General features: G+C 56.6%; 21 protein-coding genes, 3 pseudogenes and 1 CRISPR repeat array. Of the genes and pseudogenes, 11 read left to right on the top strand and 13 right to left on the bottom strand.

Translation table 11 applies throughout. The features are described 5' to 3' along the window. Positions 1–6: 6 nt before the first annotated feature. From csy2 to cas1f, 4 genes are all read right to left on the bottom strand, one after another. The gene (csy2, locus tag CWM52_RS08190; protein WP_100683640.1) at positions 7–942 is read right to left on the bottom strand and encodes a type I-F CRISPR-associated protein Csy2; all 936 of its coding nucleotides are present in this window, start codon (positions 940–942) and stop codon (positions 7–9) included. Then, a complete protein-coding gene (gene csy1, locus CWM52_RS08185; RefSeq protein ID WP_100683639.1) occupies positions 939–2,249 on the bottom strand; it encodes a type I-F CRISPR-associated protein Csy1 in 1,311 nt (436 codons plus the stop codon). Before csy1 ends, csy2 begins: the two co-directional genes overlap by 4 nt. 129 nt (positions 2,250–2,378) lie before the next feature. After that, entirely contained in the window at positions 2,379–5,606 is a 3,228-nt protein-coding gene (gene cas3f, locus CWM52_RS08180; RefSeq protein ID WP_100683638.1) for a type I-F CRISPR-associated helicase Cas3f, read from the bottom strand. Then, entirely contained in the window at positions 5,603–6,586 is a 984-nt protein-coding gene (cas1f, locus tag CWM52_RS08175) for a type I-F CRISPR-associated endonuclease Cas1f (RefSeq protein ID WP_100683637.1), read from the bottom strand. The genes cas3f and cas1f overlap by 4 nt, the downstream gene beginning before the upstream one ends. A gap of 579 nt (positions 6,587–7,165) precedes the next feature. On the opposite strand from cas1f, the gene CWM52_RS08170 reads away from it, so the two are divergent. Further along, positions 7,166–7,732, top strand: coding sequence for a DJ-1/PfpI family protein (locus CWM52_RS08170; protein WP_015584190.1), 567 nt, complete (start codon positions 7,166–7,168; stop codon positions 7,730–7,732). A gap of 148 nt (positions 7,733–7,880) precedes the next feature. Next, positions 7,881–8,388: direct repeats of the CRISPR family, unit length 28 nt; unit sequence TTTCTAAGCTGCCTGTACGGCAGTGAAC. Between the two features lie 480 nt (positions 8,389–8,868). Here the strand turns inward: CWM52_RS08170 and CWM52_RS08160 are convergent. Continuing rightward, positions 8,869–9,774, bottom strand: coding sequence for a LysR substrate-binding domain-containing protein (locus CWM52_RS08160; protein ID WP_100683635.1), 906 nt, complete (start codon positions 9,772–9,774; stop codon positions 8,869–8,871). 243 nt (positions 9,775–10,017) lie between these two features. On the opposite strand from CWM52_RS08160, the gene CWM52_RS08155 reads away from it, so the two are divergent. Continuing rightward, positions 10,018–10,623, top strand: coding sequence for a glutathione S-transferase (locus CWM52_RS08155; protein WP_100683634.1), 606 nt, complete (start codon positions 10,018–10,020; stop codon positions 10,621–10,623). A gap of 232 nt (positions 10,624–10,855) precedes the next feature. Further along, complete coding sequence (locus tag CWM52_RS08150) at positions 10,856–12,466, top strand: FAD-NAD(P)-binding protein (protein ID WP_100683633.1); 1,611 nt, start codon at positions 10,856–10,858, stop codon at positions 12,464–12,466. 82 nt (positions 12,467–12,548) lie between these two features. Here the strand turns inward: CWM52_RS08150 and CWM52_RS08145 are convergent, their stop codons facing one another. The 5 genes from CWM52_RS08145 to CWM52_RS08125 all read right to left on the bottom strand — a co-directional run bounded on the left by CWM52_RS08145 (position 12,549) and on the right by CWM52_RS08125 (position 16,393). Continuing rightward, positions 12,549–13,184, bottom strand: a complete 636-nt coding sequence (locus CWM52_RS08145; RefSeq protein ID WP_100683632.1) for a carbonic anhydrase — start codon at positions 13,182–13,184, stop codon at positions 12,549–12,551. 197 nt (positions 13,185–13,381) lie between these two features. After that, positions 13,382–14,152: a DeoR/GlpR family DNA-binding transcription regulator gene (locus CWM52_RS08140; protein WP_100683631.1), complete on the bottom strand. Its 771-nt coding sequence runs from the start codon at positions 14,150–14,152 to the stop codon at positions 13,382–13,384. Positions 14,153–14,299: 147 nt separating this feature from the next. Beyond that, complete coding sequence (gene arsC / locus CWM52_RS08135; RefSeq protein ID WP_100683630.1) at positions 14,300–14,725, bottom strand: glutaredoxin-dependent arsenate reductase; 426 nt, start codon at positions 14,723–14,725, stop codon at positions 14,300–14,302. A gap of 9 nt (positions 14,726–14,734) precedes the next feature. Continuing rightward, a complete protein-coding gene (locus CWM52_RS08130) occupies positions 14,735–16,027 on the bottom strand; it encodes an arsenic transporter (protein WP_100683629.1) in 1,293 nt (430 codons plus the stop codon). A gap of 45 nt (positions 16,028–16,072) precedes the next feature. Then, entirely contained in the window at positions 16,073–16,393 is a 321-nt protein-coding gene (locus tag CWM52_RS08125) for a metalloregulator ArsR/SmtB family transcription factor (RefSeq protein ID WP_100683628.1), read from the bottom strand. A gap of 499 nt (positions 16,394–16,892) precedes the next feature. Between CWM52_RS08125 and CWM52_RS08120 the strand changes: the two are divergent. The 3 genes and pseudogenes from CWM52_RS08120 to CWM52_RS08110 form a co-directional block, all read left to right on the top strand. After that, positions 16,893–18,025: pseudogene (locus CWM52_RS08120) on the top strand (SfnB family sulfur acquisition oxidoreductase); the annotation flags it as partial. After that, positions 18,015–18,716 (top strand): annotated as a pseudogene (locus tag CWM52_RS08115) (oligopeptide/dipeptide ABC transporter ATP-binding protein); the annotation flags it as partial. The pseudogenes CWM52_RS08120 and CWM52_RS08115, both read left to right, overlap by 11 nt. A gap of 189 nt (positions 18,717–18,905) precedes the next feature. Further along, positions 18,906–19,046 (top strand): hypothetical protein, encoded by a 141-nt coding sequence (locus CWM52_RS08110; RefSeq protein WP_004862935.1) that lies wholly within the window; start codon positions 18,906–18,908, stop codon positions 19,044–19,046. 47 nt (positions 19,047–19,093) lie between these two features. Here the strand turns inward: CWM52_RS08110 and CWM52_RS08105 are convergent. Further along, a pseudogene (locus tag CWM52_RS08105) lies at positions 19,094–19,225 on the bottom strand (LysR family transcriptional regulator); the annotation flags it as partial. On the opposite strand from CWM52_RS08105, the gene CWM52_RS26285 reads away from it, so the two are divergent. Beyond that, entirely contained in the window at positions 19,166–19,312 is a 147-nt protein-coding gene (locus CWM52_RS26285) for a hypothetical protein (protein WP_165785357.1), read from the top strand. The pseudogene CWM52_RS08105 and the gene CWM52_RS26285 overlap by 60 nt on opposite strands. A gap of 2 nt (positions 19,313–19,314) precedes the next feature. Beyond that, the gene (locus tag CWM52_RS26700) at positions 19,315–19,527 is read left to right on the top strand and encodes a YnfU family zinc-binding protein (protein ID WP_407081256.1); all 213 of its coding nucleotides are present in this window, start codon (positions 19,315–19,317) and stop codon (positions 19,525–19,527) included. Between the two features lie 192 nt (positions 19,528–19,719). On the opposite strand, the gene cspA is transcribed toward CWM52_RS26700, so the two are convergent. Then, complete coding sequence (cspA, locus tag CWM52_RS08100; protein WP_100683626.1) at positions 19,720–19,935, bottom strand: RNA chaperone/antiterminator CspA; 216 nt, start codon at positions 19,933–19,935, stop codon at positions 19,720–19,722. 401 nt (positions 19,936–20,336) lie between these two features. Between cspA and cspF the strand changes: the two genes are divergently transcribed. Then, positions 20,337–20,549: a cold shock-like protein CspF gene (gene cspF / locus CWM52_RS08095; protein WP_100683625.1), complete on the top strand. Its 213-nt coding sequence runs from the start codon at positions 20,337–20,339 to the stop codon at positions 20,547–20,549. Between the two features lie 45 nt (positions 20,550–20,594). Here cspF and CWM52_RS08090 read toward each other — a convergent pair whose 3' ends face one another. Further along, positions 20,595–21,467 carry a LysR family transcriptional regulator gene (locus tag CWM52_RS08090; protein ID WP_100683624.1) on the bottom strand — a complete coding sequence of 291 codons (873 nt, stop codon included), beginning with the start codon at positions 21,465–21,467 and terminating at the stop codon, positions 20,595–20,597. Between the two features lie 106 nt (positions 21,468–21,573). On the opposite strand from CWM52_RS08090, the gene budA reads away from it, so the two are divergent. Together budA and alsS are read left to right on the top strand one after the other, a co-directional pair. Beyond that, the gene (budA, locus tag CWM52_RS08085) at positions 21,574–22,353 is read left to right on the top strand and encodes an acetolactate decarboxylase (protein WP_100683623.1); all 780 of its coding nucleotides are present in this window, start codon (positions 21,574–21,576) and stop codon (positions 22,351–22,353) included. A gap of 10 nt (positions 22,354–22,363) precedes the next feature. Beyond that, positions 22,364–24,043 carry an acetolactate synthase AlsS gene (alsS, locus tag CWM52_RS08080; RefSeq protein WP_100683622.1) on the top strand — a complete coding sequence of 560 codons (1,680 nt, stop codon included), beginning with the start codon at positions 22,364–22,366 and terminating at the stop codon, positions 24,041–24,043. The last annotated feature ends 25 nt before the right edge of the window (positions 24,044–24,068 follow it).

Genomic DNA, 24,068 nt, shown 5'->3' with positions numbered 1-24,068 from the left:
CAGTCCTTATTTGAGATGTTCTGGTGCCAATGGCGCGCCCGCGCCCTGACAGTAGTAGCCTGTTTCTGTCGAGTGGTAACGCCAGAAAATATCATCCAGTGATTGGATCCGGTGCAGCCCGCACCATTCGCCAATCGCGTAAACCGCTTCCGTGAACGCAAACGGCGTCTGCGCATCGCGAGCATTAACCACTACCCCAGGGGCATAGAGTTCGGAGATCCGCTGGTACCCGGTCATGAGGGGAACCAGAAAGCCGGGCTTAGGTTTGGGAACATACTGCCACGCCGCAGGATCGCCTTCCTGAATGCCTTTATCTTCCGGGGTTTCGGCCTGTATTTTCAGCGCGGCAAAGTCGAGCCATGCATCAAGTAACGTCGCGGCAGGATCGTTTTCCAGAAGCATCTGGTGATGTTCGCAAAGCCAGCTGCTGCGATCGCGCAACGCAAAACCCGGCATCAGCTGCCACTGCAGACGATACATTTCGCGCCCGGTTGCCGGCATCGGCATGACGGAAATGCCTTCAATGGAGACGATTATCCCGCCTGCCAGCCTGAACGTCGGACACACCTGCGCCAGATAATCTGCAAGCTCACGCTGGCCGTATTCACCATTTGGGATTTCACCGTGGCATTCGAGAAGAAGCGATACCGTCAGATGCATACGCCCCTCTTCGTTAAAAGAGGCGGTTTTGGCTTCACGCGTGAGAGGGTTGCGGGTAAGGGCAAATTGAAAATCGCGGCCCGATGTATGGGCGTGGATCTGATGCTCGTGGCTGACCACTGCGCACCCGTCGATTCGCAGCCCCTGGGTTTGCGTCAGCCTGCGCGACAACGCATGCGCAAAGCCCAGGAAATGAGTGATAGCGGGAAAACCGTACGTCAGGCCAGCCACCGCATTGGCATTTTCCACTTTTATACGGCGAAGAAGGATTAGCGAACTCATTTCAGCGCCTCCTGAATGATTTTTTCCATCTCACGCAGGTTGGTGCGTAAACGTTCGCGGGTTTCCCACTCATGTTTTTCCACCGCGCCAACGTCAGGCAACGCCTTACGCAGACGCGCGTTCAGCCAGAGGGCGAAATCTTCTGCCACCTTTGCCTGCCAGTCATCTTTATCTCGCTCCAGACGAAACGCTTCGTCGGTTTTTATCCGCCACGGATCGAGCCAGAGCTGCTGGTGCGCCTTCAGTTCAGGGCAGTCGAGCGTCCAGTTTTGCCACGTCTCACGCTGGAGGTCAGACACCACATCAAACAGCAGATCGATCAGCGCGTCGATATATTCATCGCGTGCTTCACGAATACGAAAACTGGTGTAATCACCGGTTCTTGTCAGCAATGACACCAGCAACTGCAGTTTGCCGTTGGCGCGTCGATCAAACTGGCCGCCAAAAGTGAACACCGAGCGTAAATTCGTTGGTTTTTTTTCCGCCCTTTTCCACTGCGGCGGCTGGCAGGAAAGCAGCCAGGTACGCCCGCCACGGACGCTATTGAGATACGAAATATTCTGCGGCTTAGTGCCGCCAAAATGCATTTCCGCTGAATCCGGGAATAACGTGAGCGGTGTGGGGTGCCAGGTTTTCTCACGACGTGCTTTCCAGATAGCCTTAACGTCATCGCCAAATCTTAAGGCGATCATTCTCTGGTGCACAGCATGGGCAAGTGAGGTGGCAAAGAGCGGGCTTAAAAGATGATAATCGTCCCCCACAGGGAAATAGCCCTGCTTCGCCAGTTTGTGGGAAGCCGGTTCTCCCGGCGTAAATGCGCGGGAAAACCCTGAAACCCACTCAGCCAGTTCAGCGGCATCGTCGGTAAAAGCAGCCAGAGGGCTGCGATCGCCGCGCTTCAGAGAGGCAAGAAGAGAATCACCGTTTTCAATACGCATTTGCAGCAGTTTCGCCACATCCAGCGCCGCGGCGTTGCCAACCGCATCCGGTTCCAGACCTGACATCGTCGCGCTGCTCAGATAACCTTCCTGCGCCACGGCCTCGCTGAAGATACTGCTACTTTTTGAATCCCCGTGGGTAAATTTCGCCGCATGGGTCACGAGGTTAATCTGCCCGGCTCGCTTTGCTGCATCCGTCAGCCATGCTTTCGGTTCATAGCGAAGCTCCAGTTCCCGGCGTTCTGCCGCAAGCGTCGCGCTATCTGCATCACTGCGCTTTGCGGCCGCTTTATCGAATGCTTCCAGCTTTGCTTGCCGTCGTCCAGCAATATAATTTCGAAGCGCCGCTATCAAAGCCCCTTCATCCATCCCCCTCTCCTTTAGCTGATTACTTTATGGCTTTACGATTGTTATAAATGAATTGGGTAGCTTAGAAATATGACACTTAGGATTGGACTCAATCCTGTAAACTGCTGCACAAGCAGTTCGCGCCCTCTTTCAGAGGGGGCGAAACACACCCAGCACCGGGTGATATAGCCACTCTTCTGTCTCCTCTTCTTTAGCCACCCTTAGCGTTATCTCCCCAAAGCGTCGCGACACAGCAGCAAGCTCCATCTGCTTCGACTCGGCCAACGCAAGCAGCACCTGCGCATAATCCACGCCGAACCACGGCTGTACACCATCGGCGAGTGTCAAGGCCTGCCAGCGAAACCGTCCGGCTGGTTTTAACCCTCCGTTTTCCTGCATCAGGCAAAACTCGGGCTCGTCATCGTCCTCTTCCATACTCAGAAAGAAAGAGGCCTGCGGTGAAGACCGGCGAAACGGCGTGCGGCGCTGAAGTTCACCACTCCACGTCAGCGGTAGCCGCCACCAGGATGCGGCAATCGCCTCCTGTTTATCGCCCCCATCGAGCAACGCGGCGCGCAACCGGGTATGCTCCAGCGCCGCAAGTCTGTTTCCAGGTATGCCCTCAGCAATGCGTGGCACAGCATCGATCGTCCGGTAGCCCTCTTCACTGAGCAGATCATGCATATCGTGGTGAGGAAGCAGATGCTTTTCGGTTTCAAACCCCGGCCGGCAATAGGCCACCGTTTTACCCTGAAGGGCTCGCACGTTGCGTTCCAGAATCACCAGGTTCTCGCGCACAGGAACGTGCTGACGGTGGCGCTGAATACGCCCGGCAAACTGAATAAGCGAACGCATGGAGCTTGGTTCAGCGATCCCCCAATCGGCATCAAAATCCCGGCCGACTTCTAAAACAGAGGTGCCGAGCACCACAAAAAGGTGGTTTTGCTCCGGCATAGCGAGCGCCTGTTGCACTTCGGGTAACTGCCAAATCGCCTGCGGATCATGGCGGGTAAACGCACCATCCAGACGTTTTTCAATCAACGCGCGGACCGCAAGCGGGTGCTGGCTGTGATAAACGCAATAATGAATGCGGTAATTTTCTGGCGAGGGTATTTCCATTAGCGTTTGGGCTATCGCGACCAGCGGATTGATATTGGCAAGCCGGACGAGGCCAAACGAAACGGTTTTACCATTTTTATGCGTGTTGTGGTGCTGATGAAGTATCCGCATTTGCTGGTGCAGCGTGTTCGCAACCGCCGAAACAATGCCTGAATTGCCAGCTGAATGCAGCGCCACGATCGCCAGTTTCCCCAGACGAAGGCAGGGTTTTTCCGGCAAACGTTTAACGCGCTGAGTTACAAATTTGCCGTGCGCCTGACGAAACAGGGCTTCGTCTGCCACATCGTGAGACTGGGCGCCATACTCATCAAACCAGGCGCAGCAGATGTTTACCGGCCTGCCAGATACGCCACACGCTGCCTGCCAGGCTTTGCGCCCTTCCCGGTAGGCTTCAAACAGGGCTTCCGTCAATGCGGGGGGCAATGTCGCGGATGAGAGAAGCACACGTGAGCCCAGCATTCCCGCCCAGTTCACCAGACGACACAGCGCGTGCAAATCATCAATATCGAAATCATCTGGCTCATCAAGCACCAGATCGCTGGTCAGCAGACGTAGCATAGCGGGGATCTGCCTGCCGCCGCGCACGCCTTCTGTTGCAGGCATCAGATGGTCGATGGTGGTCACCAGCACCGGCGCGCTAACCAGCCGATTGAGCGCCGGTTCTTGCGCAAGCCACTGCCGGGCGATGCCGCTACCCGTGGCGCCTTCATAATGAACATAATGGTGGCAGGCGAAAAACGCCTCGTCGCTTGCGCTGTTGATATCTTCCCCGTCGTTCCCCTGGTAAAGTTCTCGCACCGCGGCAGAACCGATCACCACGGCCAGCGTATCGTCATCCAGCCCCAGGCGCGACTGCAAAGCCTGCCCGGTCTGCAACGTCAGCGTACGTAGTCCCAGCGCCACGCTGAAGCGACACCCTTCCTGCTCATCGGACAGCGCATACATAATGCGCGCATTGGCAAAGGTTTTACCGCACCCGGTAGACGCCATATTGATACCGAAAAAGCCCTGCTCGACACTTTTGTCGCGCAGGGACAAGGCCACGTCCCAGGCCTTGTTTTGCCAGAGAAAGCGTGCATCTTTCGCCCTTTCCCGGAACGTTTTATGCCGGGCAATGGCTGGCAATGTGCGCCGTAAAGTGGGAAGAGAACGCCCCAGCAGTAACGCATGATGCGCGACGCCAATATTGTGCTCGTCGAGTTTTTGTTTGAGCTGTCGGGTCTGACGGTCGCTGTTTGCCCAGGTCTGAATAGCTTCATCCTGCCATCCCGCATACGCGGGCTGAGAAGAGTAAACGTGATCGGCCAGCATCAGTGACAGACGCGCAAGGTGCAGAGTGAAGAGATTATCCAGAGAGCCATAGTGCAATAATCCCGGCAGATTCCTGATGCGCTTGCCAATCTGCCGGGCTTTCTCGCGCCATGTTTTACTTTTCAGCGGCGTACCGTGGGGGAATTTCCAGACGTTTTTAAAGTCGCGATCTTTCCATTGATGCTTGCCAGTAGATGTGTGATTAAGCGAGTTCCAGTCGGCGTTCAGTTGCCGCTCGATCCAGCCCTCGCAATACATTAACTGGGGTTGCACTGAGAGTGACTGCGGCAGCCGATGGTGCGACAACATTAGCCATCCGACCACTTTCGCCAGAGGAGGTAAGGTGCTGAGCGGGCTACACGTCCAGGTCGGCGAATCCATCTTCACTGCTTTTAGCATCTCCTTTTCGTCAGAGGCGTTGAGCTGCCCAAGCCGACCCAGCCACTGTTCATCGGTCCGTTCGCCGACGAACGCCTGAAACAGGCGAACAGAGATCCACTCATGGCGGTACGGTTGACAGACATGCTGACTTTCTCCGCGCAGCGTCTGCTGGAAGCACATCCCGGCCTTACCAAAATCGTGAAACAGCCCGGCGATAGCGGCCAGTAACGCAATACTCTCGGCACTGTTCCAGCGATGTTCCGCGCCGCTCTTTAGCACATCGAGCGTGGTACGGTTGGTGGGCGCGCGGCCCTGCGCGTTAAAACGACGAATATTACCGACAATCCACAGTAGCTCTGTTTGCCCGTTTTTTTTAAGCCAGTGACAGGCAACAGCCGTATTGCGTCGGGCAGTTTTACGCAGAAGTTTTCTGAGCGTGTTGACGCCATCAAGGGTGATCGCCGTCTGCCAGGCGGCATCTCCCGTTCGCTCAGCAAACTGGTCGATGATCCGACAGCTTTCTTCACGCGCCTTTTTCGTACAGCGGGAGATGATCAGGATATTCATGGGGCCGCCTTAGCGAGTGACAGGGAGGTCTCCTGTAGCGTGGCGATCATCACGTCCAGCGCATCGGCCTGCTGGAAAACGTTGATACAGCGCTGACGAAACATTTGATTGTCTTCCCCTTCCATCGCGGCGATAAATGCCTGCGGCAACACCAGGGCGTCTTTTATTAAATCAGCAATATCAAAGACCAGACCGCCACGGCGGGTTTTGCCATGCATCACAGCCAGACCGTGGGGAATACCGGTAACCCAGGCCGCGACAGCGGCCAGCCCGTAGGCCAGATAGTTGCCCTGATCGAGAAACCGGTTTGCCGTATCAACACCGCCGCCCCGTTTGGCACGGGTAAAGCTACCGTAACCGACCGTCTGGCTTGCCAGTTTGTAGAGCGATTTTGTTAGCTGCGCTTCCTGAAGCATCAATGAGGTATGGTCATTGGCGCTTTCCATCCCCTGCCGCGCGCGCTCAAGAATGGCCTGCAATACGTCCATATCTGACTGAAACGAGGTTTCGCGCTGCATCCGCAGCCCTGACCACTGTTTTTCAATTTGCTGTAACCGAATAAACTGAAATGTTTTTGCCGCCTGCAGCCGCTTTGCTTCGTCAAACCAGAATGACACCCAGTTTTGCAAATACCCTGTTGGACGATATTCGCTTTGCGGGCAGAGCCATGAGACATCAATATCCACTTCGTTAGCCGAATAAAGCGGCGTGCCATCCGTTCCGCAAAACCCAACTAGCACCCCGGCGCGGGCAAACTCCCGCATCGCCATTTGCGTAACAGAGGTCCCCATACCCAACATCACCGCAGTCGTATTAGCAATGGGGATGTTCCAGTAGAAAGATTCTTTGCCCTCCTGGGTGACATACTCCACCCGACCGCCGTTCACCTGTACACGACATTTTTCGAGGTAATAAATATTAGCGCGTTTAGAATGAAGAATAGTTTTTAGATCAGAGGGGGTGATCGTGTTTTCAGGCATGGCAAACCCTTTGCGCAAAATAGTAATGTCATCTGTCTATTGATGAAAACCTCTGTATGCAAATGTGACTTTCATCAAACAATCAACTCTTTGAAGAGTAATATTCCCTGCATTAATATTAATCACGTTCTTTGAGGGTTTTCTATATTTACTTTAAAAATTCTCTGAAATAGATATAAAACCGTTTATATCATTGTCAGGCAGTCAATTTGCCAGAGAACAGCTACAGTAGCGGCATAATATTGCAATTTCTGACGTAGCCATTAAATCTTACTGCCTGTATTCCAGGAGCAGAAGAAGGAGCCATTTGCTAAAGCTACATCATTCTGCTCTCCTGCTGCAGGTGGAGCGGATACAATTTCGCGCCAGCGATGATCGCTGAACCGGCAGGATTTCTCGATACCTCTTTACGCACTTCCTGACCGCAGGTAGCGCAACCACTTTATGTTCTACAAAAGTCGTTTCTGGTCACAGATGACAACATCGCAGAATCAGCGCTCACAACGCCACTTGCTGTTCGCATTCCCTTCGCCGCTGGACTATACCTTAGTCATCTTTATTCCCTGAGGAACACTCATGATGAGCAAAAAAATTCTGATGCTGGTCGGCGATTACGCTGAAGATTACGAAACCATGGTACCGTTCCAGGCATTGCAGATGATTGGCCACCAGGTTGACGCGGTTTGCCCGGATAAGAGCAAAGGCGACTATATCATGACGGCGATCCATGATTTTGACGGGGCCCAGACCTATAGCGAGAAGCCCGGACACCGCTTTGTCCTCAACGCTGATTTTGCGGCAGTAAAAGAACAGGACTATGACGCCCTGCTGATCCCCGGTGGACGAGCGCCGGAATATCTGCGCCTGAACGATGAGGTGCTCAAACTGGTACAGGCCTTCGACGCCGCGCACAAACCCATTGCCGCCGTCTGCCACGGCCCGCAACTGCTGGCCGCCGCAGGAATACTGAAAGGCCGGACCTGTAGCGCTTACCCGGCCTGCGCGCCGGAAGTGCGGCTCAGCGGCGGGCATTATGCTGAAATAGGTATCGATCAGGCGCATGTCGACGGCAACCTCGTCACCGCACCTGCGTGGCCCGCGCATCCGCAATGGCTGGCGAAATTTGCTGAGGTGTTGCAGCAGTAAAAGCTGAATGGCGGGCTGATAAAGCGAAAATGGCGGACCGTCCAGCGGTCGGTCCTCTCGAATCATCATTTTCGGCCGTGCCTGATTTTCCAGTTTGTCGTCCAGAAATGAATGGCACAATTTATTCTGATAATCAGCGAGTTAATACGTCCCAGGCTGCCTGTACGGCAGTGCACTCTGTAATGCATAGCAGTTGGCTGGTCTGGACTTTCTAAGCTGCCTGTACGGCAGTGAACCTTCGCCCATCCCACCGGTAACAGTGCCTGCATTTCTAAGCTGCCTGTACGGCAGTGAACGTCCGCATCTCGCCAAAAACCGTTAACCTCAATTTCTAAGCTGCCTGTACGGCAGTGAACGTCATGGTTATGGATTCGGCCTTCTTCAGAGATTTCTAAGCTGCCTGTACGGCAGTGAACACAAGCTGAAGATTGGCGAGGAAATCTGGATATTTCTAAGCTGCCTGTACGGCAGTGAACCCAGCAAACGACTACGTTGAAGCTACGCTCACTTTCTAAGCTGCCTGTACGGCAGTGAACACGAATCCATCTCCGTATTCAGATTTCACATTTTTCTAAGCTGCCTGTACGGCAGTGAACCATTACCGTCGAGAAGACTTTATCCGTATTCGTTTCTAAGCTGCCTGTACGGCAGTGAACTGAAATAATATCAACTCACTTCTTTGTTTTATATATAAAAAACTTCAAATTTACTCATCTCACCCTTTTTTCTAAGCTGCCATTACTCTCAATAAAAATCAATAACTTACAAAAATAACAAATAAAAAGGTCTCCGTAGTCAACTGCATAATCCTGCCTCTCTGGCAACCGTGCCCGCGATTAAACCCTCAACAACCCGCCAAATGACTAAAATGAAACATGACAAATGTCGTTATTGAGACGTGTTAGCCGCCTGGAAGGCGGGGTCTTTGCATGATTTTCTATCGTCTGGTGACCGGCCGTTACGCCAGCGAAACCTGGACGGGAAGCGGAGCCAACCAGCACGGCGGGCGCTGGAATCACCAGGGACACCCGGCAGACGCCACCCCTCCGCCGGGCTGGCCGCATTTCCGGCGCTGGCGCGGGAGTTTGCCCAGTCCGCCGACCGTTAAGCGCGCCCGTTGCATGGCCGGGGCACTGCTAGAGCGGCACTGGCAAATCTCCCCGCTGACGCCAGGCCGCAAGTTCTTCATTAAGCCAGGCGATGAATACCGCCGCTTCCGCCTTCTTTTCACTTTGCTGCGGGGTGACCAGCCAGTACGGCCAGGGATAAGGCGCAGAGCAGGCGGTGACCTGGACCAGCTCTCCGCGGTCGATAGCGCCCTGCACCAGCGAGCGCCGCTCCAGCGCGATGCCATTGCCGAGTCTAACGGCCTCCAGAACCAGATTCGAATCATTAATACAGAGTCCGCTGGCAACGATCTCTCGCTCCAGCCCGGCCTTCAGGCACCAGGCTTTCCACGACTCCATCGAAAAGATAATCTGGCTGGCCGCCACCTCCTGCGGCGTCGCGGGCAGCAAGCCGCCGTTATACTGCGGCGCGGCCACCACAATCAGCTCATCGGCGAACATATAGCGGCTTTCCAGCCCTTCCCAGTCGCCTTTCCCCATGCGAATGGCGATATCCACCGCCTCCTGCTGTAGATTGGCAACCGTCAGGCTGGCAAGCAGTCGCAAGGTAATGTGGGGATATCTGGCGCGAAAGCTACCCAGGCGCGGCAATAGCCAGTGGCTGGCAAAAGAAGGCACCGCGGCCAGGGTTAACGTTGTCGTCCGCGGCTTAACGTGGACCAGGCGAGTCGCATCGGCGATATGATTCAGCGCCTCGCGAACATGCATCGCATACAGTCGCCCCTCTTCATTAATCTGCACCCCGCGTCCGTGACGAATAAACAATCTCACGCCGAGCATCTCTTCCAGCACTTTAATTTGCTGACTGATCGCAGAATGGGTGACATGCAGCTCTTTCGCCGCCAGCGTCACGCTACCAAGCCGGGCCACGGCCTCAAAACTGCGTAAACTGGCGATCGGTGGGTAATCCGACATCAAGCAGCTCCTTGTGTTCCCGCTCCAGGAGGTCAACGTTACCATAACCCTGCGGTTTACACCGCAGGCGACAATACCGGTCAGTGATTCTGACATCTCAGGTAAGAAATGCGTAATATTCGTCATCGGCCATTTAGCGTAATGTCTCTCTGCTGCCAGGGGCGACGCGCGCCGTGATAGCCCTCCCTGGCACCTTGATTAGCCCGGAATTCTCCTTTCAGAGACAGGAAAACAGGAATCATGATGAAACTCATTGGCATGATGGACTCTCCTTACGTGAGACGCGTGGCGGTATCTCTGGCGCTGTACGGCGTCGAATTTGAACATCTGCCGCTGTCGGTATTTAGTGCCGTTGAGCCGTTCTCAAAAATCAACCCGGTGGTTAAAGCGCCTACGCTGATTCTGGATAACGCCATACGGCTGATGGACTCGACGCTGATCCTCAATTACTTCGAATCCCAGGCGGAGATGCCGCGTAAATTGCTCCCCGTCGCCGCCCCTGCACTGGCCGAAGATCTTCAGACGCTGGGATTAATTCTGGCTGCCAGCGAAAAAGCCGTACAGCATGTTTACGAGCATCGCTTACGGCCGCCAGAGAAACAGCATCAACCGTGGATCGAACGCATCACCTGGCAGTTGCTGGCGGCCTGCCGGGAATGGAACGCCGCGCTGGAAAATCGCGCGCCCAACGCCCGGCTCGATCAGGTCTCGGTCACCAGCGCCGTGGTATGGACCTTTATTCAGGCAATGATCCCCGACGTGGTTAAGGCGCATGATTTCCAGGATATTTGCGCCCATCGCGACATCGCCGAAGCCCATCCGGCCTTTCAACAGTTTCCGTTGCCGTGAGCGATATCAAGCGGAACCCTCATCGGGGGCAGCGCCCCCTTTTTTATTGCCCGGGGGGCAAGCCAGATGCAACAGCAGAGCAAATGACGCCCGGCTGGCTAGTGCCGGAGTTTTCGACCACACTTAAACCCGATGCCCTCCGCCGTACCGAAGGCGGAGATCGCTTTTCCCGCTTCACCGTCCGACAGACGGGAAACTGCAATGGAAGAACGTTTATCACGGGTGATTATGCATGAAGAAAATTGCGATTATCGGCGCCGGTCCCACCGGGATTTACACGCTGTTTTCCCTGTTAAAACATCAGCAGCCGCTGGCGGTGACGGTCTATGAGCAGGCGCGTCAGGCTGGCGTCGGCATGCCATACAGCGACGAAGAAAACTCGCGCATGATGCTGGCCAATATCGCCAGTATTGAAATCCCGCCGATCCTCTGTCGCTATATCGACTGGCTGAAGCAGCAAAGCGAGGAGCACCTGGCCCGCTATGGCGTCAGCCATGACTCGCTGCATGTACGCCAGTTTCTTCCGCGGGTCCTGCTCGGCGAGTATTTTCGCGACCAGTTTATCGGCCTGACCGCCAGGGCCAGACAACAGGGCTTCCCGCTGACGGTGCATGAATCCTGTGAGGTCACCGACCTGCAGGCCACGGCAGAAGGCGTCAGGTTATGGGCGCAAGGTGAGCCGGTGGCGGAGCATTTCGATCTCGCGGTCATCGCCACAGGCCACGTCTGGCCCGCTGAGGAGGAGTCCACCCGGACCTTCTTCCCCAGTCCGTGGTCCGGCCTGATGGATGCGCAGATCCCGGCCTGCAGAGTCGGTATCATGGGCACCTCGTTGAGCGGAATTGACGCCGCGATGGCCGTGGTGATGCAGCACGGCGAGTTTGTCGAATCCGCCGAACGACCGCTGCAGTTCAGGCTCAATCCGGCCAGCGAAGCGCTGAATATCGTCCTGATGTCGCGCGCCGGTATTTTGCCGGAGGCGGATTTTTACTGCCCGATTCCCTACGAACCGCTGGCGGTGGTGACCCCTGACGCGCTGGACAAGGCGATTGCCGCCGGTGCGAAGGGGTTGCTTGACCGCGTCTTCCGGCTGATGGCGCAGGAGATTGCCCGCGCCGATCCGCAATGGAGTGCCCGCATCGCCCTCCCGACGCTGGACGCCGACAGCTTCAGCGACGCGTGGTTTGCTGAACGGCGCAAACACGACCCGTTTCACTGGGCGCAGGCCAACCTTATGGAAGTCGAACGCAACAAGCGCGAGAAATACACCGTGGCATGGCGGTATAGCCTCCTCCGGCTGCATGAGGCCGTGCAGGAGATTGTCCCGCATCTGGATGCACGGGATAGCCAGCGCTTTCGCGCCGGGCTCGCGAGGGTGTTCATCGATAATTACGCCGCTATTCCGTCGGAATCGATCCGCCGCCTGCTGGCGCTGCGCGAAGCCGGGGTCATCCGCATTGTCGCCCTCGGCGAGGATTACCAGATGACGATTGAAGAGGACAAAACGCGGATAACCACGCGGGAAACCGGCGATACCTATGATGTTTTTATCGATGCGCGCGGACAAAAAGCGCTAAAAACCAACGATCTGCCCTTCCCGACGTTACGGGAACAGCTCCAGGCGACCGGCGACGATATCCCGGATGTGGGGGATGACTACACGTTACAAGAACCTGCGGAGGTCCGCGGTCGCGTGGCGTTTGCAGCGCTACCGTGGTTAATGCATGACCAGCCGTTTGTGCAAGGTATTACCGCCTGCGCCGGAATGGCTGAAGCCATAGCAGGCGCCATTTCCCGGCCGGCGTTTCGCCGCCGCAGGCGTTTGCCGCTGACAGAGCTGTAACGTTGTCGGGTTCAGCTCAAGGGGGCGACGGGCAGTAACCAAAGCACCGCTACACAGGGCTTCCCTGCCCTGAAGAGAGCAATTACTCGAAGTAGACGGCCGGGTTCTCGGACAGCGAGACGAAGGTTTTGGTGTTCTTGTCCAGCGCGCCGATGGCTCCGCTTTCAATATCATAAACCCAGCCGTGCAGGCGCAGCGCCTTATCACGCAGACCGACGGCAACCGACGGGTGAGTTTTGATATTGTTCAGCTGTGCGATAACGTTTTCCCGTACCATCGCATTCACTTTATCGATTTCACTGTTCCAGGTGCCTTTTTCGACCACCGCTTTTGCCGCATCGGCATAGCGCAGCCAGTGCGCCACCGCCGGCATCGGATCCAGGCACTGACAGGTCGCGACCGCACTCATCGCGCCGCAGTTGGAGTGACCGCAAATAACAATATCGGTGACGCCCAGCGCCACTACGGCATATTCGATAGTCGCAGAAACGCCGCCTGGCTCTGGCCCGAATGAGGGCACGATATTCCCCGCGTTACGAATGACAAAGAGTTGTCCAGGTTCCTGCTGGGTGACCAGTTCTGGCACCAGGCGGCTATCAGAACAGGAGATAAACAGCGCTTTGGGATTCTGGCTGGAGGCCAGGCTACGGAACAGCTCTTTACGCTGCGGGAAGATCTCTTTCTGGAAGTTGAGGAAACCCTCAATGATATGTTGCATAGCAGTGTCTCTTTTCTCGGTATGAATTATGGTATGACAAAGATCACAGTTTGTCAGTGTAGCATCGCGGCAAAGAATAGGAATCGTTATTCAAATGCAATCTGTCGGTTGCAGCGCCGATCGTTTACCGGCAGGCGGGCGAGCAATACCCGGCAGCGGCTAAGTCTACGGGGGTTAGCCATCGCGCGGGCAACGGGTCAGACGGTATAAATACGGATATCGTGCTCGCGAAACGTGTCGCGATACTCACGACTGATGTTCTCCTCCACCACCAGCACATCGATATCGCTGCTTTGCGCGACCACGAAACGGGCCACCGCCGGAATTTTATCCGAGGTCAGCCCGACGATAATTTCACTGCACTGTTTAATCACCGCTTTTTTAAATTCGCAATCGGCATAGTCAAACCCGGTCAGGCCGGATTCCGGCGCCATCGCGCAGCCGCCGATAAACCCCTGATCAAACAGCACCCCCTGCAACTGAGCCACCGCCGAGGTCCCCACGCAGCCGCCCGACGCTCGCTGAACCTGCCCGCCAAGCATCACCACGTCATACAGCGGCTTTTTGAGCAGCTCTGCGGCGATTTCCGGCGAATTGGTCACCACCGTTAACGCCAGCTCGGCAGGCAGCACCTCCGCCATCGCCAGATTGGTGGTACCGGTATCGATAAAAATGCAGCCGCCGGGCTTCACCAGTCTTGCGCATTTCTGCGCGATTCTGAGCTTTGTTGCCGCATTTTTGTCTTTCCGCTCACTGTAATCCCCGGCTTCCGGCAGGTTCATTACCGCGCCGCCGTACACCTTTTTACAGAACCCGTCTTTGCTAAGTTCATGCAGATCCCGGCGAATGGTATGCTCAGAGACGTTTAAGCGGCTGGCCAGCTCGCTACAAACCACCCGACCATTTTCCTGCAGGATCTGACAAATCAGCGCTTGTCGTTGTTGGGGGAAAGCCGCATAATCGAGCAAACCAACTCCTTAATTCATCTTAATCGAGCATCAAAGAGCATGATCATGCATCCACCCGGCTCTGTCAACCTATAGCGGGACTCGTCAGGACTGCACGCCAGGCGCTTTTTCACTCAGGCTGAAGCGGGATTTGCCGGGCCGGGTACCTTATGGCAACCGCTGGTCTGAAGGCGCCACGACCCATTCCCCATCCTCCTTGCGAAATGGCTGTTTCTGCGGCTGGGTAAGGATCTCCAGCACCACTTCCGACGGACGACAAAGGCGTGTGCCCAACGGGGTGACCACGATGGGCCGGTTAATCAGGATCGGCTGCTGCAACATACACGCGATCAGTTGTTCATCGCTAAGGGTGTCATCATCAAGCCCCAGCTGCGCGTAGGGTTCGACGTTTTTGCGCAGCAGCGCGCGCACCGTTATCCCCATCGCCGCAATCAGTGCCACTAACTCTTCCCGCGACGGCGGCGTGTCGAGATAGTAGATAATCGTCGGCTCAATACCGCTGTTGCGGATCATGGCCAGCGTATTGCGCGACGTGCCGCAATCCGGGTTGTGATAAATGAGGGTATTGCTCATATCAGGTTCTCACGACAGAGAAAAAGAGAGACGCCAGGCCAGTGCGGCCAGCGTCACCAGCAGTACCGGCAGGGTCATAACGATCCCGGTACGGAAATAGTAGCCCCAGGAGATAGCCCTGTTCTTTTGCGCCAGAACATGCAGCCAGAGCAGCGTCGCAAGGCTGCCGATGGGCGTGATTTTAGGCCCTAGATCGCAGCCAATGACGTTGGCGTAGATCATCGCCTCTTTGATCACCCCGGTTGCCGCGCTGCCATCAATGGACAGCGCCCCGACCAGTACCGTCGGCATATTATTCATCAGCGACGAGAGGAACGCCGTCAGCACCCCGGTACCGAACGTCGCCACCCACAGCCCGTTTTCCGCCAACACATTCAGCACCGCGGAGAGCGCCGCGGTTAACCCGGCATTGCGCAGACCGTAGACAACCAGATACATCCCCAGCGAAAAGACGACGATTTGCCACGGCGCGCCGCGCAGCACGTTGCCCGTATTAATGACCCGTCCCGTTTTCGCTACCGCCAGCAGCACCGCGGCTCCGGTGGCGGCAATCGCACTGACCGGGATCCCCCGCGGTTCGAGGACGAAAAAGCCGGCCAGCAGCGCCACCAGCACCACCCAGCCGGTCAGGAACGTCGGACGGTCTTTAATCGCGCTGGCCGGTTCAGGCAACAGCGCCAGATCGTAGACCGGCGGAATATCGCGGCGAAAGACCAGATGCAGCATCGCCAGGGTCGCGAGGATCGCCGCGATATCGACCGGCACCATAACCGCCGCATAGGTGCTGAAGCCCAGATGGAAAAAGTCGGCCGAAACAATATTGACCAGATTCGACACCACCAGCGGCAGGCTGGCGGTATCGGCAATAAACCCGGCGGCCATCACAAAGGCCAGCGTCGCGCGCGGGCTGAACCCCAGCGCCGACAGCATCGCGATGACGATGGGGGTCAGAATCAGCGCCGCGCCATCGTTAGCAAACAGCGCGGCCACGACGGCGCCCAGCACAATTATCCAGCTAAACAGCATCCGCCCGCGCCCGTTCCCCCAGCGGGCGACGTGCAGGGCCGCCCAGGAGAAAAAACCCGACTCGTCCAGCAGCAGGCTGATAACGATCACCGCAATAAACGCCGCCGTGGCGTTCCAGACAATATTCCACACCAGCGGAATATCGCTCAGTTGAATAACGCCGGACGCCAGCGCCAGCACCGCCCCGAGGCTCGCGCTCCAGCCGATGCCGAGTCCCTTCGGCTGCCAGATAACCAGCAGCAGTGTGAATAAGAAAATGGTCCCTGCGAGCAGCATGCTCCACCCCATCAAATATGTAATAACAGATATATTAAGCGGTCATCAGCAGGAAGACGGCGCCGCGTCAGCCAGCCAGGCGCGCACCTCATCCCGCAGGCATCGCCATGCGCTGTCGACGATCTCTGCCGCCCAGGCCGGCATATGCGGCGACAAGCGGTAGTGCACCCATTTCCCTTCCCGACGGTCAATAACCAGCCCGCTCTGGCGAAGAATCGCCATGTGACGGGATATTTTGGGCTGAGACTCCGCTGTCAGCGCGCAAATATCGCAGACGCACAGCTCACCTCGCTCTCTGAGCAACATCACGACCGTCAGGCGCGTGGCGTCGGACAAGACTTTAAAGACTTCTAGCGGATGCGGCATTTTCGGTTCCTTACGTGACATTAACACATATGCTAATTCATATATGTCAATCTGGAAATAACCGCGTGCAAAAAAAGCGCTCTCCACGGCTGATTTCCCTGCCCGCCAGCATGCATGTTTTGATTTTGAACGTGCCAACAAGCTCCCGGCAGAGCAAATTCATGCCGTTCCGCCCGCGTGTCGGAGCGACAGCCGTTAATATGGATGTTATCCGCCTCGCCAAACCAGGCCTCGCGCCACCGCTAACGGAATGTCATGGACGGCAATATTCAATTTTCCCGCCGCAGGCTGGCGGAAATGCAACAGCCTGCTGCCACCGTCGCTGCATTTGCAGCAGCCCACCGGCGCAGATAAAAACCTAATCCATTGATTTTAACCATCTAAAAAGTCGTCGCGAGCTGGCACAGGCTTTGCTATTCACATATAACACGCTGGAATTATAGGTTATTTATTTATCTATTTTTTGCATATAACCATTGAGTTAACACGAGAAATCCGTATGTCAGAACGCCAAACGCCTGTCAGCTATACCCGCATTCGCCGGATGCCTATGTCATCCGCAGCGATGAAGAAGCCATCGCCATTGCCCACGAGATAGCCCTGCTGCTGCAACCGGGAGCCGCAGAACGCGACCGCAGCGGCACGGTCGCGCCAGAGATTATCGATACCTTCTCCAACAGCGGTCTGTGGGGCATTACGGTGCCGCGCCAATGGGGCGGTGCCGAGGTTTCCGCCGCGACCCTCGCCCAGGTGATTGCCATCATCTCCGCCGCCGATCCGTCGCTCGGGCAAATCCCGCAAAACCACTACTGCCTGCTTGAGGATATTCGCCTGCAGGGCAGCCCAGAGCAGCAGGCCTTCTTTTTTGGCCTGGTGCTGCAGGGGCATCGTTTCGCCAACGCGCTCTCCGAGACCGGCGGCAAAACGGTGCTCGATATCCGCACCCGCCTGGAAAGTCGCGGTGATGGTCTGTACATCAACGGGCGCAAGGGCTATTGCACCGGATCGCTCTACGCCCACTGGATCGGCATTCTGGCGCTGGACGCCGACGATCGCGCGCAACTGGCCTTCGTGCCGCGTGACAGCGCCGGTCTGACGGTGCTCGATGACTGGGACTGCCTGGGTCAGCGCAATACCGCCAGCGGTACGGTCCTGGCGGAGAACCTGGCGGTCGCGCCGTTCCATCTTTTCCCGACGTGGAAATCTTATGCCGTGCCGACGCTCGCCGGCCCCTTCGCCCAGCTCACCACCGCTGCGATTGATGCCGGGATCGCCCGCGCGGCTCTCAATGATACGGTCGCGTTCGTGCGCCAGTTCGCCCGCCCGTGGATTGATGCCGGCGTCGAACGGGCCAGCGACGATCCGCTCACCATCTACCATATCGGGCAGATCGATAGCCGACTGGCCGCCTCCGAGGCGCTGCTGGAGCAGGCGGGCAAGGTCCTCGACCGCTTCAAACATGATCTCAGCGAGGAGCATGTGGCGCAGGCCTCCATCGCCGTGGCCCGGGCCAAAGTGTTCACCACCGAAGTCGCCCTTGACGCCGCCAGCCGCCTGTTTGAACTCAGCGGCACCCGGGCGACCAGCAACCGTTACCACTTCGATCGCCACTGGCGCAATGCGCGCGTTCATCCAGCTGGTGTTTCAGGCCCCCTACAGTTCGCTTAACCCGCGGATCCGCATCGGCGAGGCGATCGGCGAAGCCATGTTGCAGCATAAGCTGTGCAGCCGGGCGGAGCTGTATGACAAGGTGATTGCGGTGATGCAGATCTGCGGCCTCGCGCCCCAGCACTACAACCGCTTTCCCCATGAGTTCTCAGGCGGTCAGCGTCAGCGGATCGGTATCGCCCGCGCGCTGATTCTCAATCCGGACTTTATCATTGCCGACGAGCCGATCTCGGCGCTGGATGTCTCTATTCAGGCGCAGATCATCAATCTGTTTTCCGATTTGCGCGACGATTTCGGCGTCACCTTTCTGTTTATCTCCCATGACCTTGGCGTAGTGGAACATCTGTGCGATGACGTGGCGGTGATGTATCTCGGACAGCTGGTGGAGACCGCCAGCCGCGATGCGCTGTTTGCCCAGCCGCGCCACCCCTACACCCAGACGCTGCTGGCCGCGGTACCGACGCTCGACCCGCACGCAGAACCCGTCGCGGTCGTACAAGGCGAGCTTCCCGATCCGTCGAATCCACCGCCCGGCTGCCGCTTTTCCTCCCGCTGTCCCCAGGCCAACGACCGCTGTCGCCGCGACATCCCCGCCCTGCGTGAGATAGCCGACGGTCACTATGTGGCCTGCCATGAGGTGGTCGCCTCCGGCTAAACCGCGAGGCCCTGCGCCTGAGGTCGTTGTCCTGCATCGCGACAAAGCAGGACCGCCCCAGGCTGTCGCCGTCGGGCCGCCCGGCGTCGGCATTATCGCTCTGTGCGGTAACGGGGCGGCGAGGGTTCATCCTGCCGTGGTTTTGCCCTATACTGACCACCGTCAAAACTGAACGAAAGTGGGTAACTCATGGAAATTGATCTCGACAATCTGGTCTTCAGCGGTCTGGAAGAGGCGCAAGAACGCAATGCCGAACGCCTTGAAGATGCTGACAAAAAAGCCGAAGCGATCGTTGCCGATGATGATTGCGGCGACGCCTGCAAAATCTGATTCCTGAACCGGCTAACCACGCCGGTTTTTTTATTCTCGCCCGTCATTCAAGTCGCAAGCGCCCCTTTCAGTGTCCCCAGCAACGCCTGCGCCGCCTTCGACAACTGCAGATGACCGGCATGGATAACCCCGATACACTTCTCAATCGGCGGGTTATCCAGCGGCAGGCATACGGCGCCCGGCGCACCGCATTTTCTCCAGCGAAATATCTCCCTGCCGCCGGTTTATTTTCGACAAAAGACAATGAGTGCGGGCTATTTATTTAATAATGCTGTATGGTTTCAGGCCATTAAATCAGCCAGGAAATCCTATGTCAGACCGGAAAGATAGCAAAAACCGCCGTAATTATCTTGTAAAATGTACCTGCCCTCATTGCTCCCAGGATTCCGAACATAGCTTCAGCCGAGTACAAAAAGGCTCCCGGCTCATTTGCCCCTATTGCCACAAACTTTTCCAGACCACAGCAAAAAATGCGGCTTAATCGCCTGATGCCAGACGCGGTTAAATTATTCTTATCGCACTGAATGAATGACGCCATCGGCCATTATTTTCTGGCAAACAGAAAACCCGCACGCTGGCGGGTTTTAAATTTATGCTGCCTGTTATTTGGGTGAAGCGGTCTACTCAGGCTGCTGCCATCTTCGCTAGCGCCGGTCACCCACGTTCAGCATACTTATCCTACGATGGAAACGTTTGTCGCCGCCGGGCCTTTCGCGCCACTGCCGACCACAAACTCGACCTTCTGCCCTTCAAACAGGGCGCGGAAATCTTCGTTTTGAATCGCAGAAAAGTGGACGAAAATATCCTTGCCGCCGTCGGCCGGCGTAATGAAGCCGAAGCCTTTATCTGCGTTAAACCATTTGACTAAACCAGTCATTTTATTCGACATTCAATATTCCTTTGTATGCGTCCTTAATCGCCAAACGGGTTTGCGCACGCAATCAACTTAACACTTAATGAAGGGACTCAAGGAAAGAGATATCAGCGATAACGCCTGGAAATGAGGACTGCTTTAGTGAACTGCTTTGGTGAACTGCTTTGGTGAACTGCTTTGGTGAACTGCTTTGGTGAACTGCTTTGGTGAACTGCTTTGGTGAACTGCTTTGGTGAACTGCTTTGGTGAACTTTTTTCTGTCTGACAAACCGACCAGACTATTAATGCACAGGGTATATTTATTAGCAAGGTTTATTTTTTCGGCGGTAAGAGTGCTCTGATAAAAAATAAAATCGATAGCTTTATTGTCCGATTAAGGTATAGTGCGACGGTACTTATTTTTACAAGGATTTTATTTGTTGCAAAAAATGACAGGCATTGTCAAAGCGTTTGATAATAAAACCGGCAAAGGCCTTATTATTCCCTCCGATGGTCGTAAAGACGTTCAGGTCCATATTTCCGCCTTATCCCCAGGTGAATCAGAAAACATTATCCCAGGTATTCGCGTTGAATTTCGCCGGGTCAACGGCCTGCGCGGTCCGACGGCGGCTAACGTCTACCTTGCATAGCCGCGCCCGCCCGCGGATGACGGCCCCGAGAGCAGACCGGGGCAGCTAAAACATCTCCAGGAAACGTTTTACCGTCCGCGAACGTTCGAATCGCCGCCAGGCAATCGCAATATCCGTCGTCACTGGCGTCCCCGCCAGCGGGTGATAGATGACGTCAGGGTGTTGAATACAGGACATCGACTGCGGCACCAGCGCAAAACCGAATCCGGCGGCGACCATGCTTAAGGAGGAGGAGAGTTGCGAAGATTGCCTCGCCTGGCGCATATCGATACCGGCGCGCAAACAGCTATTAAATACCTGCTCATACAGCCCCGGAGCCACCTCGCGCGGAAACAGAATCGGCGCGGTCTCCCGCAACTGTACCAGCGCCAGCATGGCCTCACCGGCAAGCGGGTGGTCGCGGTGAAGGGCGATAACCATCGGCTCCACATCGATAATCCGCAGGTTAAACGCTTTGCTGCTTTCGCACGGCAGGCGCACAAAGGCAATATCCAACTCCCCGTCCCCCAGCGCGCTCATCAGCGCCGCCATATTGCCCTCGACCTGGCGCAGGCTGACCGCCGGATAGCGCAGCTGAAACTGGCGCAGCAGCGCGAAAATTTGCGGATGAAAAGCATTAGAACTGGTGATGCCTAACGCCAGGCTTCCGTTCATCCCGCGGGCGATGCCTTTGGTCTTTTCCAGCGCCGCGTCGCTAAGAGCCAGGATCTGGCAGGCATCTTCATAAAACGATTCCCCCGCTTCCGTCAGCTCGATTCCCCGCGTCAGACGACGCAGCAGCGGTGTGCCGATTTCTCGCTCAAGCCGCTGAATCTGCTGACTTAATGGCGGTTGAGAAATACCGAGTTCCCGGGCGGCGCGGGTAAAATTCCGCGCCTCGGCCACGGCGACAAAATAGCGTAGATAACGAAGTTCCATATCAAAAACGTCTCAAACCAGCATGTTTTCTATATTGGAACTGAGAGCTGAATCGGGTCAACAATTATTTAATCTTTCTTATCTGTGTTGAACGAGGAAGTATCTGATGACCCATCCTTCTGCATGCACCTGCCAGCAGAGCCTGTGCGAAACCATACGCGGTTTTTCTGCCCGCCATCCTGATAGCGTTATCTATCAGACCTCTTTGATGAGCGCGCTCCTGAGCGGCGTCTATGAGGGCAATACCACCATCGCTGACCTGCTCACCCACGGCGACTTCGGTCTCGGAACCTTTAATGAACTTGACGGCGAGCTGATCGCCTTCAGCAGCGAAGTCTATCAGCTGCGTGCCGACGGCAGCGCGCGCAAAGCCCGCCCGGAGCAAAAAACGCCGTTCGCGGTGATGACCTGGTTTCGGCCGCAGTACCGCGTCAGCTTCGACCATCCGGTTAACCGCCAGCAGTTACACGAGATAATCGACCAGCAGATCCCCTCCGACAATCTGTTCTGCGCCCTGCATATCGACGGCCATTTTCGCCACGCCCATACCCGGACCGTGCCCCGTCAGACCCCGCCCTACCGGGCGATGACCGATGTTCTCGACGACCAGCCGGTATTCCGCTTCAACCAGCGCAAAGGGATACTGGTCGGTTTTCGCACCCCGCAGCATATGCAGGGGATTAACGTCGCCGGCTATCACGAGCATTTCATCACCGACGATCGCCAGGGCGGCGGCCATCTGCTGGATTACCAGCTCGATAGCGGCGTGCTGACCTTCGGCGAGATCCACAAGCTGCTGATTGACCTCCCGGCCGACAGCGCTTTTCTCCAGGCCGATTTGCATCCTGACAATCTCGACGCCGCCATCCGCGCGGTAGAAAACTAAGGAGCTTCATATGGACAATCAACGTCACGAACGCCAGTGGGCGCACGGCGCGGATATGGTAGTCAGTCAACTTGAGGCCCAGGGTGTACGCCAGGTCTTCGGTATCCCCGGCGCTAAAATAGATAAAGTCTTCGATTCGCTGCTCGACTCCAGCATCCGGATTATTCCCGTACGCCATGAAGCTAACGCCGCGTTTATGGCCGCGGCCGTCGGTCGCCTGACCGGTAAAGCGGGCGTCGCGCTGGTCACCTCCGGCCCGGGCTGTTCGAATCTGATTACCGGCATGGCCACCGCGAACAGCGAAGGCGATCCGGTGGTGGCGCTGGGCGGTGCGGTTAAGCGCGCGGACAAGGCCAAGCTGGTCCATCAAAGCATGGATACCGTGGCGATGTTCAGCCCGGTGACCAAATACGCCGTTGAGGTGACCGCCTCCGACGCACTGGCGGAAGTGGTCTCCAACGCCTTCCGCGCCGCTGAACAAGGACGCCCGGGCAGCGCCTTTATCAGCCTGCCGCAGGATGTTGTCGATCAACCCACCCACGGCGCGATTCTTCCGGCCGGCAACGCTCCGCAAATGGGCTCGGCCCCGGACGAGGCCATCGAGAAGGTCGCGCAGATGATCGCCGCCGCCAAAAACCCGGTGTTCCTGCTCGGGCTGATGGCCAGCCAGCCGGAAAACAGCCGTGCCCTGCACCAGCTGCTGGAACAGAGTCATATTCCGGTCACCAGTACCTACCAGGCCGCCGGGGCGGTCAATCAGCAGCATTTCGCGCGCTTCGCCGGGCGGGTCGGACTGTTTAACAACCAGGCCGGCGACCGCCTGCTCCACCTCGCCGACCTGATCATCTGCATCGGCTACAGCCCGGTCGAATATGAACCAGCGATGTGGAACCTCGGCAATGCGACGCTGGTGCATATCGACGTGCTGCCCGCTTATGAAGAACGTAACTACACCCCGGATATCGAGCTGGTAGGCGATATCGCCGCGACGCTGAACAAACTGACCGGGCGCATCAGCCATAAGCTGGTGTTAACCCCGCAGGCGGCGGAGATCCTCACCGATCGCCAGCATCAGCGCGAGCTGCTCGACCGCCGCGGTGCGCAGCTTAATCAATTCGCCCTCCATCCGCTGCGCATCGTGCGGGCGATGCAGGATATCGTCAACAGCGATGTCACCCTCACCGTTGACATGGGCAGCTTCCATATCTGGATCGCCCGCTACCTGTACAGCTTCCGCGCCCGCCAGGTGATGATTTCCAACGGTCAGCAGACGATGGGCGTCGCGCTGCCGTGGGCAATCGGCGCGTGGCTGGTCAATCCGCAGCGCAAAGTGGTCTCGGTCTCCGGCGATGGCGGCTTCCTGCAATCCAGCATGGAGCTGGAGACCGCCGTCCGGCTGCGGGCCAATATCCTGCACATCATCTGGGTCGACAACGGTTACAACATGGTGGCGATTCAGGAACAGAAAAAATATCAGCGCCTCTCCGGCGTGGAGTTCGGCCCGGTTGATTTCAAAGCCTACGCCGAATCCTTCGGGGCCAAAGGCTTTTCGGTGGAGAGCGCCGACGCGCTGGAACCGACGCTGCGTGCCGCCATGGACGTCGATGGCCCGGCGGTGGTCGCCATTCCGGTCGACTATCGCGATAACCCTCTGCTGATGGGACAACTCCATCTCAGCCAAATACTTTGAGTCACTACACAAAAAGGAAAGCAAC

Origin of the sequence: Raoultella sp. T31 (assembly GCF_002806725.1) — a bacterium.
Lineage (GTDB): Bacteria > Pseudomonadota > Gammaproteobacteria > Enterobacterales > Enterobacteriaceae > Klebsiella > Klebsiella electrica.
The sequence above is the reverse complement of the archived record's forward strand: the minus strand, read 5'-3'. Positions and strand labels throughout refer to the sequence as shown.

What these genes read in the sequence shown, in the direction of transcription:
- csy2 (WP_100683640.1), bottom strand. Translation starts at nt 942, where the DNA reads ATGAGTTCGCTAATCCTTCTTCGCCGTATAAAAGTGGAAAATGCCAAT.
- csy1 (WP_100683639.1), bottom strand. Translation starts at nt 2,249, where the DNA reads ATGGATGAAGGGGCTTTGATAGCGGCGCTTCGAAATTATATTGCTGGA.
- cas3f (WP_100683638.1), bottom strand. Translation starts at nt 5,606, where the DNA reads ATGAATATCCTGATCATCTCCCGCTGTACGAAAAAGGCGCGTGAAGAA.
- cas1f (WP_100683637.1), bottom strand. Translation starts at nt 6,586, where the DNA reads ATGCCTGAAAACACGATCACCCCCTCTGATCTAAAAACTATTCTTCAT.
- CWM52_RS08170 (WP_015584190.1), top strand. Translation starts at nt 7,166, where the DNA reads ATGAGCAAAAAAATTCTGATGCTGGTCGGCGATTACGCTGAAGATTAC.
- CWM52_RS08160 (WP_100683635.1), bottom strand. Translation starts at nt 9,774, where the DNA reads ATGTCGGATTACCCACCGATCGCCAGTTTACGCAGTTTTGAGGCCGTG.
- CWM52_RS08155 (WP_100683634.1), top strand. Translation starts at nt 10,018, where the DNA reads ATGAAACTCATTGGCATGATGGACTCTCCTTACGTGAGACGCGTGGCG.
- CWM52_RS08150 (WP_100683633.1), top strand. Translation starts at nt 10,856, where the DNA reads ATGAAGAAAATTGCGATTATCGGCGCCGGTCCCACCGGGATTTACACG.
- CWM52_RS08145 (WP_100683632.1), bottom strand. Translation starts at nt 13,184, where the DNA reads ATGCAACATATCATTGAGGGTTTCCTCAACTTCCAGAAAGAGATCTTC.
- arsC (WP_100683630.1), bottom strand. Translation starts at nt 14,725, where the DNA reads ATGAGCAATACCCTCATTTATCACAACCCGGATTGCGGCACGTCGCGC.
- CWM52_RS08130 (WP_100683629.1), bottom strand. Translation starts at nt 16,027, where the DNA reads ATGCTGCTCGCAGGGACCATTTTCTTATTCACACTGCTGCTGGTTATC.
- CWM52_RS08125 (WP_100683628.1), bottom strand. Translation starts at nt 16,393, where the DNA reads ATGCCGCATCCGCTAGAAGTCTTTAAAGTCTTGTCCGACGCCACGCGC.
- CWM52_RS08110 (WP_004862935.1), top strand. Translation starts at nt 18,906, where the DNA reads ATGGAAATTGATCTCGACAATCTGGTCTTCAGCGGTCTGGAAGAGGCG.
- CWM52_RS26285 (WP_165785357.1), top strand. Translation starts at nt 19,166, where the DNA reads ATGGATAACCCCGATACACTTCTCAATCGGCGGGTTATCCAGCGGCAG.
- CWM52_RS26700 (WP_407081256.1), top strand. Translation starts at nt 19,315, where the DNA reads ATGCTGTATGGTTTCAGGCCATTAAATCAGCCAGGAAATCCTATGTCA.
- cspA (WP_100683626.1), bottom strand. Translation starts at nt 19,935, where the DNA reads ATGTCGAATAAAATGACTGGTTTAGTCAAATGGTTTAACGCAGATAAA.
- CWM52_RS08090 (WP_100683624.1), bottom strand. Translation starts at nt 21,467, where the DNA reads ATGGAACTTCGTTATCTACGCTATTTTGTCGCCGTGGCCGAGGCGCGG.
- budA (WP_100683623.1), top strand. Translation starts at nt 21,574, where the DNA reads ATGACCCATCCTTCTGCATGCACCTGCCAGCAGAGCCTGTGCGAAACC.
- alsS (WP_100683622.1), top strand. Translation starts at nt 22,364, where the DNA reads ATGGACAATCAACGTCACGAACGCCAGTGGGCGCACGGCGCGGATATG.